This window comes from Mucilaginibacter angelicae, assembly GCF_042434235.1.
GTDB classification, from domain to species: Bacteria; Bacteroidota; Bacteroidia; order Sphingobacteriales; family Sphingobacteriaceae; genus Mucilaginibacter; species Mucilaginibacter angelicae.
Map to the genome: position 1 here is coordinate 121,478 of NZ_JBHLTS010000023.1, position 16,349 is coordinate 137,826.

Below are 16,349 nucleotides of genomic sequence, written 5' to 3' on the forward strand. Positions count from 1 at the left end.
AGGTTTTTTATGTTTTAAGCTACCTGGTACGTTGAAACTGGTTTTGAACTTTGATCTTTTAGCCATTGGGTAAACACCAGCAATTTCCAGATTTGCGGCGCCCGGTTCCATTTACCGCTCATGTGGTCGTTTATCATGGCAAAGGATTTTTGTACATTAATGCCCGGAATATTCTTTAACTCGCTGATTGAAAGGTGATCCATTACATGATCTTTCAATTCATTTTTAAACCAGTGGTTAAGCGGCATGGTAAAACCTGATTTTGGCCTGTCAAACAATTGTGCCGGGGCGTACTGGTATAAAATATCCTTCAGGATCCGCTTTTGTACACCGTATTTAAATTTGTAGCTGTCGGGCAGGTTTTGGGCAAAGGCAACTACGCGGTGATCCATAAGCGGTGCCCTTGCTTCTAACGAAAAGGCCATCGTACCCCGGTCAACCTTGGTGTTTATATCGCCGTTTAAATAGGTTTTAGTATCAAAGGCTGATAATTTCTGGAGCATGCTTGTTGATTTTGACGACCAGATATCCATGAATGGTACCTGCAGGCCAACGTTGGGGTTATCAAGCCAGGAGTATTCGAGCCCCCCGAGCATAAGCCCGTAAAGTGATTTTATTTCTGAATTGCAGATGCCTATTGCAATAAGCTTATGACGGTAATTAGGTGAGATACTAATAACATCGGCAATTTTTTTGCGTACAGCCAACGGGCATTTAAAAAGCTGATCAACCATGTTGAACCATTTGTAGCGGCTGTATCCCAAAAAGCTTTCATCGCCGCCATCGCCGCTTAATACTACGGTAACATGTTTTTTGGTGTATTTGCTTAACAGCAAAGTGGGGATAGCACTTGAATCGGCAAAAGGCTCATCATAGTACCGGCCAAAACTTTCAATTAGCTCTATGCCCTCTTCTTTGTTGCATTCAATGGTATGATGATCTGTTTGTAAGTGCCCTGCGATTTTTTGTGCAAACACGCTTTCATCAAATCCTTTTTCCATGAATTTTATGCAAAAGGTTTTTACGTTTTTAAAGTTTTTTGCGGCCATTGAGGCTACAAGCGACGAGTCAATACCCCCTGAAAGGTAAACCCCCAGGGGCACATCGGCGTGCATGCGTATGTCTACTGCGTTGGTGATCAGCCTGGTTAAATCTGCCTGGGCTTCCTGGTATGATCCTTCATAGCGTTCGGCGTGCATTAAATCAAGTTCCCAGTATTTTTTTGATTGGAAATTGCCGGTATTACAATCGAAACCGAAGGAATGCCCAGCCTCCAATTTTTTTATTTCGTTCCAGGCCGATTTAGGCTCAGGGACATATCCCCATATAAAGTATTCATTAATAGCTTGTTCATCAATGGTTACATCCCTGCCTATACATATTTGTGATGGCTGACTGGCAAACTCAAAATCAAAGCCGCAGTGTGCGTAGTAAAATGGTTTTTTGCCAAGCCTGTCGCGTGCGCCAAAAAGCTGGCGGGTATGGGTGTCGTAAATTACAAAGGCAAACATGCCGTTGAAATGGTTAACACAATTTTCGCCGTATTCAAGAAAGGTAGCGGCTATTACTTCGGTATCCGAATCGGTAGTAAACCGGTAGCCTAAGGCTATTAATTTTATACGTAATGTTTTGTAGTTATAGATTTCGCCATTAAATACAATTTTAAGGTGATTGTAAGTAAATGGCTGGTCCGACCGGTGGTCCAGATCGACAATAGCCAGGCGGTTATGACCTAAAATAACCGGTCCGTTGCGCTCAAATCCAGAATAATCAGGCCCCCTGAAATCGGCCCGTGCCAGTTTTTGAAATATGACCTCATCGTCATACCTCACTGTTGATCCATATATGCCGCACATACAAAAAAGGTTACAGGTTAGTGGTTTTACTTAATTTGATAACAGGGTTTCATATGCCTGGCCTATTTTATTAAGCCCGAAGCGCTCAATTATATCTGCTTTGATATTAGGATGCTGCCAGGTTTGATTGCAGGCCCGGATAATTTGCTGGCGTAGTTTGCAAAGGTCATTCTGTTCGGCTATAAAACCGTTAAAGCCTTCCCTGATCAGTTCATTAACCCCGCCAACCCTGAAGGTGACCACAGGAACACCAACCGATAATGATTCAAGTACCACATTAGGGAAGCCTTCGGTAAAGGAGCTTAAAACCAGTAAATCATGTTTGGAAATAACTTCGGTAACATTGTTGATCTCGCCGATAAATATTACGCGGTTTTTAAGGCCAATATTTTCTACTTCGGCCTTTAGCGTATTCATCAGCGGGCCATCTCCGGCAATAGTTAAAACATAGTTTTGAGGTAATGCCTTCATAACTTCCAGCAGGCGGAACAGCCCTTTTTCTTTAATTAACCGGTTAACCGCAATGAGCCTTTTTAAGCCGGAAATTTGATTTTGAGGTTTTAAAACGTTTGTTGTAATAACCGGGTTATGAATAACTATAAGCTTGTTGAGGCTTATATGATATAATTTGGCTATTGATTGCCTCATTTCTTCCGACTGGCAAACTATTGAGTTAAACCGCACAAATAAAAACCTTGAAAAGTTATTGTAAAAGCGGGCCTTAAATCCATAAAACTGCTTCATTTGCTGCGGATTGTTAGATGCCCTGGCTATTAAATTGGGTATTTTAACAAATATGGAAACAAGTGCTACCAGGATGTTAATATGATCGGTAGTTGAAAAAACAGCGTAGGGCTTTTCATCTTTCAGCAGCTTACGAAGTTTAAAAAATGACCGGGAAGCTTTTATAGTCTGCAGGTCCACAAACCTGATGCCTGCTATTTTTGTTGAGAAACTGCATTCGTTTCCGTTTAAAAGCACTACAACTACTTCATAATCGGGTTTGTTAAAATATTGGGATAACAGCCAGTAAACGCGCTCAGAACCACCTGCACCAAGCGAACTAAGGACAAGGAAAACCTTCTTTCTCATTATAAAAAAATTGTGATCAAGTTTTAAGCGACAGCTAATTCTTCCTGCACCGGTTCGGCCTGTATTATTGGGTCTTTTAATTTGTTATAGTGTAATACGGCGAAATAAATGAATATGGTAGGTCCGTCAACACTCATCAGCCATCCGTTATGCGATAATGCGTTTAATGAGAGTGCTATAAAAGTGAAAAATATAGCCACGTAAATTGCACTGTCTTTACGTTTTATATTTTTGATAGTTTGCCAAAACAACCTCACAGTTTTGTAGTATACGGCCCATAGTATGCCAAGCCCTAAAAACGGGCCAAGTACGGTTATAAACATCAGGTAGGCATTGTGCGATGATAAGCCGAACGTAAACAAGGGGTTGCGGTAAGTTACGTCATCCCAGGTTTTGCCGTAAAAGATAAGCCCGAAAGGATAATCAGCATATATTTTAAGGTTTTCGGCAGCCATGTCGGCCCTGTTAAAATCATTGGCTTCTTTAGCCTGGTTTTTGGATAAGATATTGTTTTTCTCATCCATGTTATCTTTTAACACATAAGTATATAGCCCGAAGCATATGATCACAGTGGCAGCAACCAGGAAAACCGCTTTGTAGCGATAATAAATGAAAAGAAACAAGGTTACTGCAGCGCCAAAGCTTATAAATGCCGACCTGTTCATGCCAAGATAAATACAAACAATGCAGGCTGCTAAAATCAAGCCCCTCACTATCAGGTATTGCCTGGTGGTGCATGATGCAATAAATGCAAACGTTGTTATGGCCACAACCTGGTATCCGAAGTTAAATTGTGTTACCGCCAAACCCGCCGGGCTTTGTTTAACGGGTTCGCCCAATAATTTACTCCTGATAGGGTCAATGGTGCCCGCCATACTATGATCTAACACCATGATGACCATAGAACCCGCCAGCAGGAAAAAAAACATCAATATCGAAGCGTAATAGCGAGATTTATTTGAACCTATAAAATAGTTAAAGTACAACGAACAGGGTATTATGGTAAGGAGTATGGCAAAAAAGGTGATATAATTGCTCATGCCTACTACCTGGTATAAAAAAACACCTACAAGGAAGAGGATCAGCTCGTTGTAATAGCCAAAATCTAATATGGGTTTTTGCACAAAAAATAGCAGCATGCAAAAAATTACAGGAGCAGGGATCCTTAAAGTATCTGTCATGAAAATGCCAAAGGCAAGTGTGTACAGATAGAAAAACATTAAACTATAAAAGAGGCTCTTTTTAAGCAGCATAATAATTGATACTATTGAAAAATCCGTTTTATTGTAGATAGTATTATTTTGAAATCCATTAAAATACCCTGGTTGTCAATATATTCGAGGTTTTTGCTGATTTTGGACGGTACTATCACCTTGATATACATCTCTTCAGGATCATCGCTGCCGGCCAGGATATCATTTTCATCAAAATATTTGATAGATGCCCAATCTGTTACCCCGGGTTTTACACTTAGCACCCTTAACTGGGCCGGGGTATACATGTTTACATATTTCCTTACTTCGGGGCGGGGGCCAACAAAACTCATATCGCCTTTTAGCACGTTTAACAATTGCGGCAGCTCATCAAGTTTATATTTCCGGAGCCAGTAACCAACGCTGGTGATCCGGTAATCTTTACTGCCTATGGTTAGCAGGCCGGCTCTGTCTGAGTCTGTATACATGGTCCTGAATTTGAAGAGCTTAAACTCGTTTCCATCTTTTCCTACCCGTGCCTGTTTATAAAATGCGCTCCCTCTCGAATTAATTTTAACAGCAATGGCAATCAGGAGAAACAGCGGCAGTAACACGATCAGCGCTATAAGTGATAAGCCGATATCAAAAATCCGTTTAATCATAAAGTATTTATAATTCAACTTTAGCAGGTTCTTTACACTCTTCAAGTACAGTATTAACCGAGTTTATGACGGTTGTAACTATGAAATCTATCTGCTCGTCGGTGAGTTGCGGATAGATAGGAAGCGAGATTTCATTGGCATAAAGTGCATAGGCCGATGGATACTGAGAGATCTCGTAACCCATATCTTTAAAGAGGGTTAGCATAGGCAGCGGGGTAAAATGCACATTGGCCATGATCCCTTCGCTCATAATACTATCGATGATCTGATCTCGCTGGGCTTCTGATATGCCTTTGATGCGCAAGGCAAACAGATGGTATGATGATTCCCTTTGTTCATCTTTTAATGGCGGTTCAATAAACCAGTCCATTGCTTTAAAGCTGTCGCAATAAATTGATGCAACACGTTTGCGCATAGGGAGCAGCCTGGCATCATAATTTCTGAGCTGGCCCAGGCCTATTGCTGCACAAATGTCGGGCATATTGATTTTGAGGCCCATGAACAGGATATCATATTTCCAGCCACCGCCATTTGATTTTGTGAAAGCATCTTTGGTTTGGCCGTTAAGGGTATACAGTTTTAAATACCTATACTCATCGGCCGCACTGAAATTGGCCGGGAGATTGATACAGATGCAACCGCCCTCGGCCGTAGTGATGTTTTTTACTGCATGAAAAGAGAATATAGAAACATCACTGTATTTTGCCGCTGGTAATTCATTTATGGTAGCGCCAATTGAGTGCGCTGCATCGGCAATTAAAAGGATTCTGCCTAAAGCCTTTTGCTTGGGGCTTTCAGGAACAAATAGTTTTTTAGTTTCCGGTGTATTGATAATGGCTTTTAATTCTTCATAGTCGCAAGGCCAGCCGGCTATGTCCACCGCAATAATGGCTTTGGTTTTTGAGGTTATGGCTTTGATTACAGCTGCTGCCGAAATGCAGCAATCACCGTCAACATCAACTATTACCGGGGTAGCCCCGCAGTGCAGTACGCTTAAAGCGGTAGCACAATAAGTATAAGCAGGGATAATAACCTCGTCGCCCTCCTTAATGCCAAACCATTTCAGCATAAGGATAGCTCCCGATGTCCATGAGTTTACACAAACAGCGGCATCCGAAGCTGTCATTTGTTTCATTTGCTGTTCAAGTGCGGCTACTTTAGGCCCTGTGGTTATCCAGCCGGAGTTAAGGGTATCCATAACTTCATCTATAACAGACTGATCAATGTAAGGTGGCGCAAAAGAAATTTTCATATCAGGTTTAAAATAATGTTAGTTTCCGGCGGGGATCCGCTCCATAAAGGAGATTAATTTTTGAGCGTAATCGCGTGCTAATCTTTTATAAATACAATATTTTTCGAAAATGGCATTTGCCAGGGTGTAGTTTGAAAAATCAAGGTTATCCAGCGATACAAAAAGGTGATGGTTTTTTTCTATAAAAATTTCAAGCTCGTTAAATGCTTTGGCCGGGCAGGTTTCGGGATGATAATTGAATGTCCAGGTATATCTTGTTTTTTGTTCAACTTCCGATAATTGAACCGGTACCCAGTTAAAACCGAACCGTACGTAAGGTGATCTGAGCAGGCCGTCGCTAATTATTTTAATGTTGGTGTACTCCTGTAAAGCCAGCAATGTATTACGATCGAAAGTATGCGCCGGGGCAATGAAAACAGAAGGATGGATATTTTCGCGCTTAAATATTTCGGCCGCTTTTCTTATCTTTTCTTTTTGAGTTTGCAGGGGTACGCCGGCAAATTCCGATCGGTTATTCATTTTCAGCAAGCCCGAGTTTTGATTGATGTAATAATGATCAAAGCCGTGCATACCTATCACGTAGTTTTTATTTTGAAGTTCACGTACCAGTTGCCAGTAGTAGGGGTTAAAGCTACCGCAGACCTGGAGTTTAGGATCTCTGTTGGCGGGAATAACTGCTATTATGGGTTTTATGCCATACCTGTCGAACAGGGTAAAGAAGCGTTCCCATTTTTGTAGATTATTTGTTGGGCACAAATCATCTAAACGAATTAAATATTGTAACATATTAACAGTTTGTTAGGGGGTTACAAAGCTGGTTGGCTGCTTGTTAGCTGAACCGGTATGGCCGATGTAGCAGCATGTTTTTTCATTAAAGCTTCCCATTCGCCCAGTATTTTGTCCGGGTGGTTGGTCTCTGATATGATGCGCGCTTTGGTTCCAAGTTCGTTTCTTAAAACCGGATCGCTTGCCAGGCGCAACATGGCTTCACTTAAATCCGTTACAGAAGCATTATTTACCAATAGTCCATTTTCGTTATTGGAGATGATCTCTGCAGGGCCAAAATTGCAGTCAAAAGCTACAGATGGGCAACCAAAGCTCATGGCCTCAACCAATGCGTTAGGGTAGCCTTCATTGCGCGATGGTAATACATACATTTCGGCCTGGCTATAATAGTCCTGAAGGTTGCTTCGGCTGCCGGGTAGCAGTACCCGTTCTTTCAATCCGAGATTAAAGATTTGGGCAACCAGGTTCGCGCGTTCTTCACCGTCGCCAATAATAATTAAATCAACATCCTTAAGACTTGTTTTTGCATAAGCTTCAATAAGTATGTCAAAGCCTTTTACATAAGCCAGGCGGCCAACCCCCAAAATAAACCTACGGTGGTGTACCTTTTCATCAGACGATGACTGGAAAACAGTAACAGCATTTGTAATGCGCTGAATATTGTTAAGGATCTTAAAATCTTTATCATTTAGCAGGCAGTCTTCAACTCCTTTTGCACTTACAACTACTGCTGCTGCCCTCTTGTATAGGTTTAAAGCCAAATGCTTATGCAGATAATTAAAGCTAATTACGCTCCTGTCTGGCGATGTGCGTTCAGAAACAATATATGGAATACGGGTTAATGAACAGGTAATCCCGGTCCAGATATTGGCCGATGTAATGAAGGATAAGGTGCACACCGGTCTTACTGTTCGCAGCAGCTTTACGAGTTTATAAAAAGTTTCAGTAATGTGATAAACTCTGTCTATAAACCTGCTTTTCTGGCGGTCTGTAAGATAAAATACCTTAACGTCATTTTCAATCTCATAGGCCGGAATATCATTGTTTAAAGAAATGAGTACCGACTGAAAATTGTTTCTATTAAAATAATTAGCGAGCGAAATGATCACTCTTTCTGCTCCGCCACCTTTAAGAGATGGAATAATGAAAAACAGAACGGGTTTTGAAAAGGGGGCGGCTTGTAGTTTCATTGTTGGTGTTAGCGCACTGGCAGTTAAAGCAAGTATTTTAATGTATCGTAGGCTTTGCGAAACCGTTTGTTTTGTAATTCAAATAGCAGGTAGCGTTTAATATATAGCAGCAACAGTTTTTTTTTGGCGATGGCAGAGTAGGTGAAGTTTTTGATGATCAGGTTAAAATCGCTTATAACCATTTCCATACGCGCTTTGGCGTTGATCATGCTCCATACACCACCTTCATGGTTGCGGTAACAACTCATTACCTCGGGTATTACATAAATTTTGCCGCCGGTATGCTGGGTAGCCCAGAGCTTAAACATTTTGTCGCCGGCAAAGCATTCAAAAAACCAGGGTGCAGAAAACAGTTGGGTTGTTTCAGGAATATTGCGATAAACCACAGTTGCCGTTTTGGTTTCTTCCTGTTTCCCGGCCAGCAAATCGGCATAGGTATGTACCAGCGCCGTGGGCTTAGGATGTACATAAAGAGTTTTATTATTGGCGTTTATTACCTTGTGGTAATGGCAGCAGATAACGAAATCGGCATTGTTTTCTAAAAAATCAACCTGCTTTTGCAGCTTATATTCATTTATCCAGTAGTCGTCGCCTTCGCAAAGTGCTATGTACTTACCCCTGCACTGTGTAATGCAGTTAATTAAATTTTTATGCGTGCCTAAGTTGGTAGGGGAGGCAATAAGCCTGATCCGTCCCGGATAGGTTTCTGAATAAAATTTAATTATTGATTGTGCTTTATCTGTCGAGCAATCGTCGCCGATGATGATCTCAAACTTAAAGTTGGTTTTTTGCATCAAAAAGCTCCGGATAGCCTCGGCAATAAATTTTTCATGGTTGTAAGTAATACAGCAGATACTTACCATTATCTTTTCACCACTCATACTGCTCCATTTACGTTCACGGCTGTTACGTTTATTTCAGACTCAATTTTATCGGTAACCAGTGTGCCAAAATGTTTCGGCTTAAAGTTGTTGTCAAAGTTTTGCGCGCGAAGCAATAACCTGCAAATGAGGTCAAGATCGGAAAGCGATAGCGTATGATACATGGGGAGGCAAACCACCCGCGATGCTATGGAATCGCAAACAGGCATTGGCTGGTTTTTTACATAAGGCAGTGATGATAGCGAAGGGTAAAAATACCGCCTGCAATAGATCTGGGCCAGTTCAAGCTTAGCCTTGCTTTGGTGCATCAGTGCTTCAGTTTCAAAAACTATAGGGAGGTAAGCATAGTTGTAATCCTGCTCATTTTCAAGCTTTTGGAATTGAACATTCAGGTTGCCCAAACGCTGCAGATATTGCTCATACAAATACTTCCTTTTTTTAAGTATTTCGTCAACGTGGCGCAGGTTACATAAGCCCATTGCCGCATGAAATTCACTGTTTTTTGCGTTGATCCCCTCTTCAGAAAAAGTGTCCACTCCTGAATATCCAAAATTACGCATCAGGGCCATGGTCCTTAAAAGTTCCGGGTCCTGGGTAAATACAGCGCCTCCCTCAATGGTGTGGTATAATTTGGTTGAGTGAAAGCTGGTTACACTGATGTCGCCGTATTCAAACACTGAGCGGTTTTTGTAAAAGGTGCCAAAGCAATGTGCAGCATCATAAATCACCTTCAAATTATGTTTATCGGCAATAGCTTGTATGGCTGTAATGTCACAGGGGTTACCAAATACGTGTGTTGCCAGTATGGCCGATGTTTTGGGTGTGATTGCGGCCTCTATCTTAGCCGGATCAATATTCAGTGTTTCCGGATCAATATCCACAAATACCGGCTCGCAGCCCTGCCATACAATAGTGCTTGTAGTGGCTACAAATGAAAAAGGCGTTGTAATTATTTCCCCGCTTAATTTCAGCGCTTTGATGGCCAGTTGTAAAGCTATTGTCCCGTTTGTAACAAACAGCATATGGCTAACACCCAGGTATTGTTTTAATTTTAACTCGAGGGTGTTTACAAGGGGGCCATTGTTGGTGAGCCATTGTCTTTCCCAGATACTTTTAACATAAGCTCTGAACTCCTTTTCGGCGGGGAGAAATGGTTTGGTTACAGGAATCATCTTTTTAGGATTAATTGGTTAAAATCTTTAATAGCAGAAAGCTTAATTAACAAACTGGCACTATAATAAACCCCAATGAATACTATGAACAATATGCCAATTTGCATAGTAGGGATGAAGAAATCATTAATTAGCAATCTGTCGAGAAAATAACAGCACAGGCCTATGCTTCCGGCTAAAGCCACTGTAGGCAAAATATCTTTCACCTGTTCGGTAACAGGGTAGTTAATTAACCGCCCGCTGTAAATGGAGTTGATATAGTAGGCTATCACGTTAAAAAATAGCTGAAAATACAGCAGCCCATAAATGCCGAAGGGAATAAATAGCAGGATCCCTACAACGCTTAAAACTTTTTTAATAATTTCTAACCTTAAAAACAATGCGCTTTGCCCCATTACCTTTAACACATTTAAGTTGTATGAATGCAGCGGATACATGATACCACCTATGCATAACAACTGGAAAAACGGAACTGCAGGCAGCCATTTGTCAGTTAATAAGATGTGAAACAACGGCCTGGCAATAACACTCAATAATATAAGCGCCGGTGCATTCCAGAATACTACTTGCTGCATGAGCCGTTTATACACATTTTTAAGCTGCACCGGGTCGTTCGAGATCTCTGCAAACATAGGATAGGTAACTTTATTTATAGCTGCCGAAATATTGCTGATGGGCAGCTGGCTGATGGAGTCGGCCCGGCTGTAATAGCCAAGCTGGGTTGCCGAAAAGTACTTACCTATGATTATCAGGTAGATATTTTGATAAACAGTATCAATTAAACCCGATAACGTCATTTTGTAGCCGAAGTGGATATGCTTTTTAAAGCAGGCCTTATCAAAAATTAGCGCAGGCCTCCATTTTGAGGTAATCCAGTGTATGGCAGTTGATAAAAAGGATGTACATAAGCCCATCCAAACAAGGCTCCAAACCCCGTATCCTAATTTTGCAAGTATAATACCTAATATTCCGCCGCCAATAGCCGATGGGATTTGAATATTGGTTTGTTTTTTAAACTTCAATTCCTTAACCAGCAAAGTGCTTTGCACTCCAAAAAATGCGTTTATAATCAAAATTAAAGTGTAAACACGCACTACTGAAGTTAATAACGGCTGATGATAGAAAGCAGCAATAAGCGGTGCTGTTAAAAAGAGCAATAAGTACAGGAAGGTACTGCCAATGATATTAAAGTAGAACACAGTTGAATAATCGCGCTGATCGGCATCAGTTGTACGGATCAGGGAGGCCGTGAGGCCGCCATCCAAAAGGCTGTTGCCTACCGAAATAAAAAGATACAGCATGGCTATTAAACCAAATTGCGATGGCTCCAGGATCCGGGCCAGGAATATGGATATGCCAAAACTCACCACCTTTGAACTTAATTGCTGCCACAGGGCCCATACTATGCCCGATACAGCTCTTTGTTTATAGCTCATAGTTTTTAAAGCCGGGCGTTAACAACACTTTCTGGTAAAAAAGCCTTCAAATCGTACAATACTGCATTGGGTTTGCAAAGTGCTTTTACATTCATTTCTTTAAACTCTTCATGGGCAACTGCAAGTAAAACCCCATCATAGGTACGGGTTTTTGATTCGCCGTTTTCGCATATTATGCCGTAGGCTTTTTTTGCCTGTGCTGCATTGGCCCAGGGGTCATGAATATGTACTTTTACTTTATACTCTTCCAGTCGTCTTACAATGTCTATTACGCGGGTATTCCTAACATCGGGACAGTTTTCTTTAAATGTGAAACCAAGTATCAGCACTTCGCTGTCGGTTAATGAAGTGCCGCGGCAAATCATCTGTTTAATAAACTGATCGGCAACATAGGCGCCCATCGAGTCATTAATGCGGCGACCGGCCAAAATAATTTCAGGGTGGTAACCGGCCTCCTGGGCTTTTTGTGCCAGGTAATATGGATCAACCCCGATGCAATGCCCGCCAACAAGGCCCGGCCTGAAATTTAAAAAGTTCCATTTGGTACCGGCAGCTTCCAATACTTTGTGAGTGTCGATGCCCAGTTTGTTGAAAATCATTGCCAGTTCGTTCACAAATGCGATGTTTATATCGCGCTGTGCGTTTTCAATTACCTTGGCGGCTTCGGCTACTTTTATTGAATGTGCTTTGAATGTGCCTGCAGTAATAACCGATTGGTAAAGCTTGTCTACAGTTTCGGCGGTTTCAGGAGTTGAGCCTGATGTGATCTTTCTGATTTTTGAAACGGTATGTAATTTGTCGCCTGGATTGATCCGTTCGGGTGAATAGCCTGCAAAAAAGTCCACGTTGTAGGTAAGCCCTGATACTTTTTCTAAAATAGGCATACATTCATCTTCTGTTACCCCCGGGTACACGGTAGATTCATAAACCACAATATCATCCTTTTTTAAAACCTTGCCCACAACCCGGCTGGCATTGATCAGGGGAGAAAGATCGGGACGGTTGTTTTTATCAACAGGGGTGGGCACTGTAACAATGTATATGGAACATTGCCTTAGTTTTTCAACTTCATCAGTAACATATAACCCGGTTGCGGTTGTACAAACAGGGGTAATTACTGCGTTCAGCTGTTCAGAGTCGATCTCCAGCGTATGGTCAATACCTGATTTGAGCTCATTAATGCGATCAACATTAATATCGTAGCCAATAACCTTGTATTTTTTTGCAAATTCAACTGCCAGGGGCAGGCCTACATAACCAAGACCGATAATGCCTAATTTAGGTTGATAATTCTCAATTTTCATGATTTCCGCTAATGTTATGAACTGATAAGTTTTGGATTGAAACTCGTGTTACTAAAGCGCAGTTGATGGTTTCAAAAACCATTAATACATTTTTGCCCTGAATCTGCAGCACTTTGCCCATCTGGTTTACGAGGGCGCCTCCTTTTATCTTAACTGTATCGCCAATGCAGAGGTTCTGAAGACTTACAATTTCCATGTCTTTGTAGTTGATCAGGTTTGTCCTGATCTCGTCAATTACATTGTCTCTAACTACAGCGGGTTTGCCCATGTAGTAAACAAAGCCTAATACGCCCATTACATAGAGTGCTCTTGATTGCTCATAAGCATCTACATGAACAAATACATAGGAATTAAACAGGGGGACAGTGATCTCCTTTTTCCGGTCGGACCATTGATTTACTACATCCCTGACCGGGCAGTAGCACTCGATGCCGCTTTGCTTTAAAAGCTTGTCCACCTTTTTTTCCCATCGGGGCTTGGTGTAAATTACAAGCCATTTTTTTTCACGATAGTTTGTCATGCGAAATTGTGGTACACTTAATTGGGTTTCCATAAAATGAATAAAGTTGGATCGGGAGGCTGATGGGTTACTATAGCTTCGCCAACTCAGTCACACTGTGCAGGGCGATGATGGTTTTATGCTGAAGCATAGTATTTGAAAATTATTAACCTGGTTTTATCCGGTTGTTTGGTTTATAACAGCTACAGCCTGCGTTGGCTGTGGCTCCGCCATCCCAGTCACATGGTACGGCGGTGAATAAAATCGAATCAAGATTTACAAAAATGTCGCCCGGTTTTACCCGGTTATTTGGTTTATAACAGCTACAACCTGCGTTGGCTGTGGCTCCGCCAGTCCAGTCACATGGTTAGGCGGTAATTGAAAAAATAGTCGAACTATCGGTTTACGATAATATTTCACGGTTTTACCCGTTTTACTGAACAATAATAGCCGGCAACCCATGTTGCTTATGGCTCCGCCAATCCAGTCACATGGTTAGGCGGTAAGTAAAAAAAGTCGAACTATCGGTTTATAATATTCTTCGGTTTTACCCGGTTATTTGGTTCATAACAACAGCAACTTACGTTGTTTGCGGCTCCGCCAATCCAGTCACATGGAGCCACGATATCTAAAAAAACAGCCTGACTAAAAGTTCATAACAAATAATAATATTACCTTATGCTATTGTAAAAACGGTAGTTATCAACTGCCATATGCCGATGCATATCCGTAGCTGCCATAAGCATAAGCAGTACGGTTTTCTTTTTTAGCATCGTTAAACACTACCATAAGGTTATTTAATTTATCATTATCATAAATATCTCTCAGGATACTCAATTGCTCGGTATTGGTATAATTATAGCGTACAATATAAATGCTCAGCTCAGCGTATTTGGCGAGGCTAAAAGCATCGGCAACAGCGCCAACCGGCGAGGTATCAAGCACGATGTAATCAAACTGGGTTTTGCACCAGTTAAAGAGCAGGTCCAACCGTTTATCAGCAAGCAGTTCGGCAGGGTTTATTGCCTTGGTGCCGCTTCCCATTACAAATAGATTATCCGATTCATTATAGGGCTGGATACATTCGGCCGGCGAATTGGTATTACCGGTCAGGAAATCGGTAATGCCTAAGATTTGCTCCATATTCATATTTTTAAGCAAATCAGGCTTACGGAGGTCGAACTCCATAATTAACACCCGTTTATTGAGCATGGCAAGCGTTAACCCCAGGTTAAGACTGAAAAAGGTTTTGCCTTCGCCTTTCATTGACGATGTAACCAGCATGGTTTTGTGCTGCGTTCCCTGGTTCAGGAAGCCAATATTACTCCTGATGTACCTGAACAGTTCTGAAATGTTGGTGCTGCTTCCATTAGATATAACAACTGAGTTATTATCTTCATTGTTATGGCATAATTCACCCAGGATCTTTATTCCCTTTATGTTTAGCAAGCTTGACTGATCTTTGATTTTAAGGCTAAATTTATCTTTCAGGAAAATGAAAATACCCGGCGTAAACAACCCGGCTATGATGGCGAATAAATAGGTGAGCTGTTCTTTGGGAAATTCGGCTGTTGGGTTAGCGGCAGGTTTATCAACCAACTGCGATGACGGAATTGTAGCTGATAAAGACAATGCTGTTTCTTCCCTTTTTTGCAGCAGGTACTGGTATAAATTGGTTTTTACCCCTTGTTCTCTGCTCCTTTGTAAAAGGCCCCGCTCAATTGACGGAACAGAACGGATTCGGGAATCATATTGATCCGAATTTTCTCTGAGCAACCTGTGGCCGATAGAGAACCCTTTTTTGATATTATTCAGGTTTTCCATGATATTTACGCGGAGTGAGGCAATCTGACTGCTCAGGGTTTCAACAAGCGGATTGGCAAGGTTTGCGCTGCTGAGCATGCGGTTCCTTTCCAACTGCAGATCATTGAAACGGCTAACCAGTGTGTTTAATGCCGGATCCTTTAACCCCATGGTACTGGGTACAGCATTATATTGGTTAGCCGAGTTTTTTAAATAAGATTCAATAGAGTTCACAATACTCAACTGCGTATTTGATTCTTCAAGTAACTGGCCATACTCGGCAGATTTTGTCAGGTTTACCTGTGTGCTTGCATTAATCTCTGCGGCGCCGTTTTTTTGTTTAAAGGTTTCTATGTCGCCTTCGGTAAATGACAGGTCCTGCTCTAAATCATGTAGTCTTTTATCTATGAACAATATGGTGTTAACCGCGGTAATGTTTTTCTTAACAACATTTTCGGCATTGTAAGTGGATATGATATTGTTCAGGATATCAATACCCCTGTCAGGTACAGCATCAACCAGGCTTAAAGTTAACGTGTTTGATTCTTTAACAACCGGGTTTACCTGTAATAGCCCCGCGCTATAGGAAGCGGCCAGCCTGGTCAGGTTTTTAAACTGGATCAGGATAGAGGTTTCATTATCTGCGCGTGCAGGGCCTTTTTCCACTTTAAATGAATAATCTTTATGATTAATCACCTGGTTATAATTATAGATCCAGGTTTTATTTTCTTCTTTAAGCAAAAACTTGCCTTGTGTATATGGCTGGATGTAAATTTTTTTCACATAGGCATTTTTACCTAACCTGTTTATGGTAATATTAAAAGGCCGCTCATCTCCATAAAGTTCTTTTGTTGTAATGCCGCTTTCATCAAAGTAGGCGGTTTCCATATTAAGCTTTTTAAATACTTTATAGATCAGATCTTTTGATCGCAGCACCTCCATTTCGTTATCTACCGTTTTGGTTTCCTGGAACATGTTCAGATCGCTGAAGGCAGTAGCTTTTAAAATACCATCACCTTTTTTATCGTCGGGTATCTGAAGGGTACTTGTTATTTTATACAGTGGGGTAACATAGTTTAAGTATGCCCAGGCAGCAGTTAAACAAATAACCATGCTAATCAGGAATAAGTACCAGCCACTTAAGTAAGGCATAATGTTGCTCCTGAACTTGTTGCCTGGCAAAGGTTCTTTTAAAATAAAATTGTTATCCATATCAACCATTC

13 protein-coding genes are annotated in these 16,349 nt (G+C 41.4%); all 13 read right to left on the bottom strand.

Annotation, left to right across the window (positions count from 1 at the left end):
- Window positions 1-14: 14 nt before the first annotated feature.
- Entirely contained in the window at window positions 15-1,856 is a 1,842-nt protein-coding gene (asnB, locus tag ACFFGT_RS17675; protein WP_377023857.1) for an asparagine synthase (glutamine-hydrolyzing), read from the bottom strand.
- Window positions 1,857-1,886: 30 nt separating this feature from the next.
- A complete protein-coding gene (locus ACFFGT_RS17680) occupies window positions 1,887-2,948 on the bottom strand; it encodes a glycosyltransferase (RefSeq protein ID WP_377023858.1) in 1,062 nt (353 codons plus the stop codon).
- Between the two features lie 23 nt (window positions 2,949-2,971).
- A complete protein-coding gene (locus ACFFGT_RS17685; RefSeq protein ID WP_377023859.1) occupies window positions 2,972-4,201 on the bottom strand; it encodes an O-antigen ligase family protein in 1,230 nt (409 codons plus the stop codon).
- A gap of 11 nt (window positions 4,202-4,212) precedes the next feature.
- A complete protein-coding gene (locus tag ACFFGT_RS17690; RefSeq protein ID WP_377023860.1) occupies window positions 4,213-4,803 on the bottom strand; it encodes a sugar transferase in 591 nt (196 codons plus the stop codon).
- Between the two features lie 7 nt (window positions 4,804-4,810).
- Entirely contained in the window at window positions 4,811-6,055 is a 1,245-nt protein-coding gene (locus tag ACFFGT_RS17695; protein ID WP_377023861.1) for a DegT/DnrJ/EryC1/StrS family aminotransferase, read from the bottom strand.
- Window positions 6,056-6,073: 18 nt separating this feature from the next.
- Window positions 6,074-6,841: a DUF2334 domain-containing protein gene (locus tag ACFFGT_RS17700; protein WP_377023862.1), complete on the bottom strand. Its 768-nt coding sequence runs from the start codon at window positions 6,839-6,841 to the stop codon at window positions 6,074-6,076.
- Between the two features lie 20 nt (window positions 6,842-6,861).
- Window positions 6,862-8,031: a glycosyltransferase family 4 protein gene (locus ACFFGT_RS17705; protein WP_377023863.1), complete on the bottom strand. Its 1,170-nt coding sequence runs from the start codon at window positions 8,029-8,031 to the stop codon at window positions 6,862-6,864.
- Between the two features lie 23 nt (window positions 8,032-8,054).
- Window positions 8,055-8,912: a glycosyltransferase family 2 protein gene (locus ACFFGT_RS17710; RefSeq protein ID WP_377023864.1), complete on the bottom strand. Its 858-nt coding sequence runs from the start codon at window positions 8,910-8,912 to the stop codon at window positions 8,055-8,057.
- The gene (locus ACFFGT_RS17715) at window positions 8,909-10,084 is read right to left on the bottom strand and encodes a DegT/DnrJ/EryC1/StrS family aminotransferase (protein WP_377023865.1); all 1,176 of its coding nucleotides are present in this window, start codon (window positions 10,082-10,084) and stop codon (window positions 8,909-8,911) included. The genes ACFFGT_RS17710 and ACFFGT_RS17715 overlap by 4 nt, the downstream gene beginning before the upstream one ends.
- A complete protein-coding gene (locus ACFFGT_RS17720) occupies window positions 10,081-11,520 on the bottom strand; it encodes a lipopolysaccharide biosynthesis protein (RefSeq protein WP_377023866.1) in 1,440 nt (479 codons plus the stop codon). Before ACFFGT_RS17720 ends, ACFFGT_RS17715 begins: the two co-directional genes overlap by 4 nt.
- A gap of 5 nt (window positions 11,521-11,525) precedes the next feature.
- A complete protein-coding gene (locus ACFFGT_RS17725) occupies window positions 11,526-12,824 on the bottom strand; it encodes a nucleotide sugar dehydrogenase (protein ID WP_377023867.1) in 1,299 nt (432 codons plus the stop codon).
- Complete coding sequence (locus ACFFGT_RS17730) at window positions 12,814-13,377, bottom strand: UpxY family transcription antiterminator (RefSeq protein ID WP_377023868.1); 564 nt, start codon at window positions 13,375-13,377, stop codon at window positions 12,814-12,816. Before ACFFGT_RS17730 ends, ACFFGT_RS17725 begins: the two co-directional genes overlap by 11 nt.
- A 648-nt stretch (window positions 13,378-14,025) precedes the next feature.
- Window positions 14,026-16,338: a GumC family protein gene (locus ACFFGT_RS17735; RefSeq protein WP_377023869.1), complete on the bottom strand. Its 2,313-nt coding sequence runs from the start codon at window positions 16,336-16,338 to the stop codon at window positions 14,026-14,028.
- Window positions 16,339-16,349: the final 11 nt, after the last annotated feature.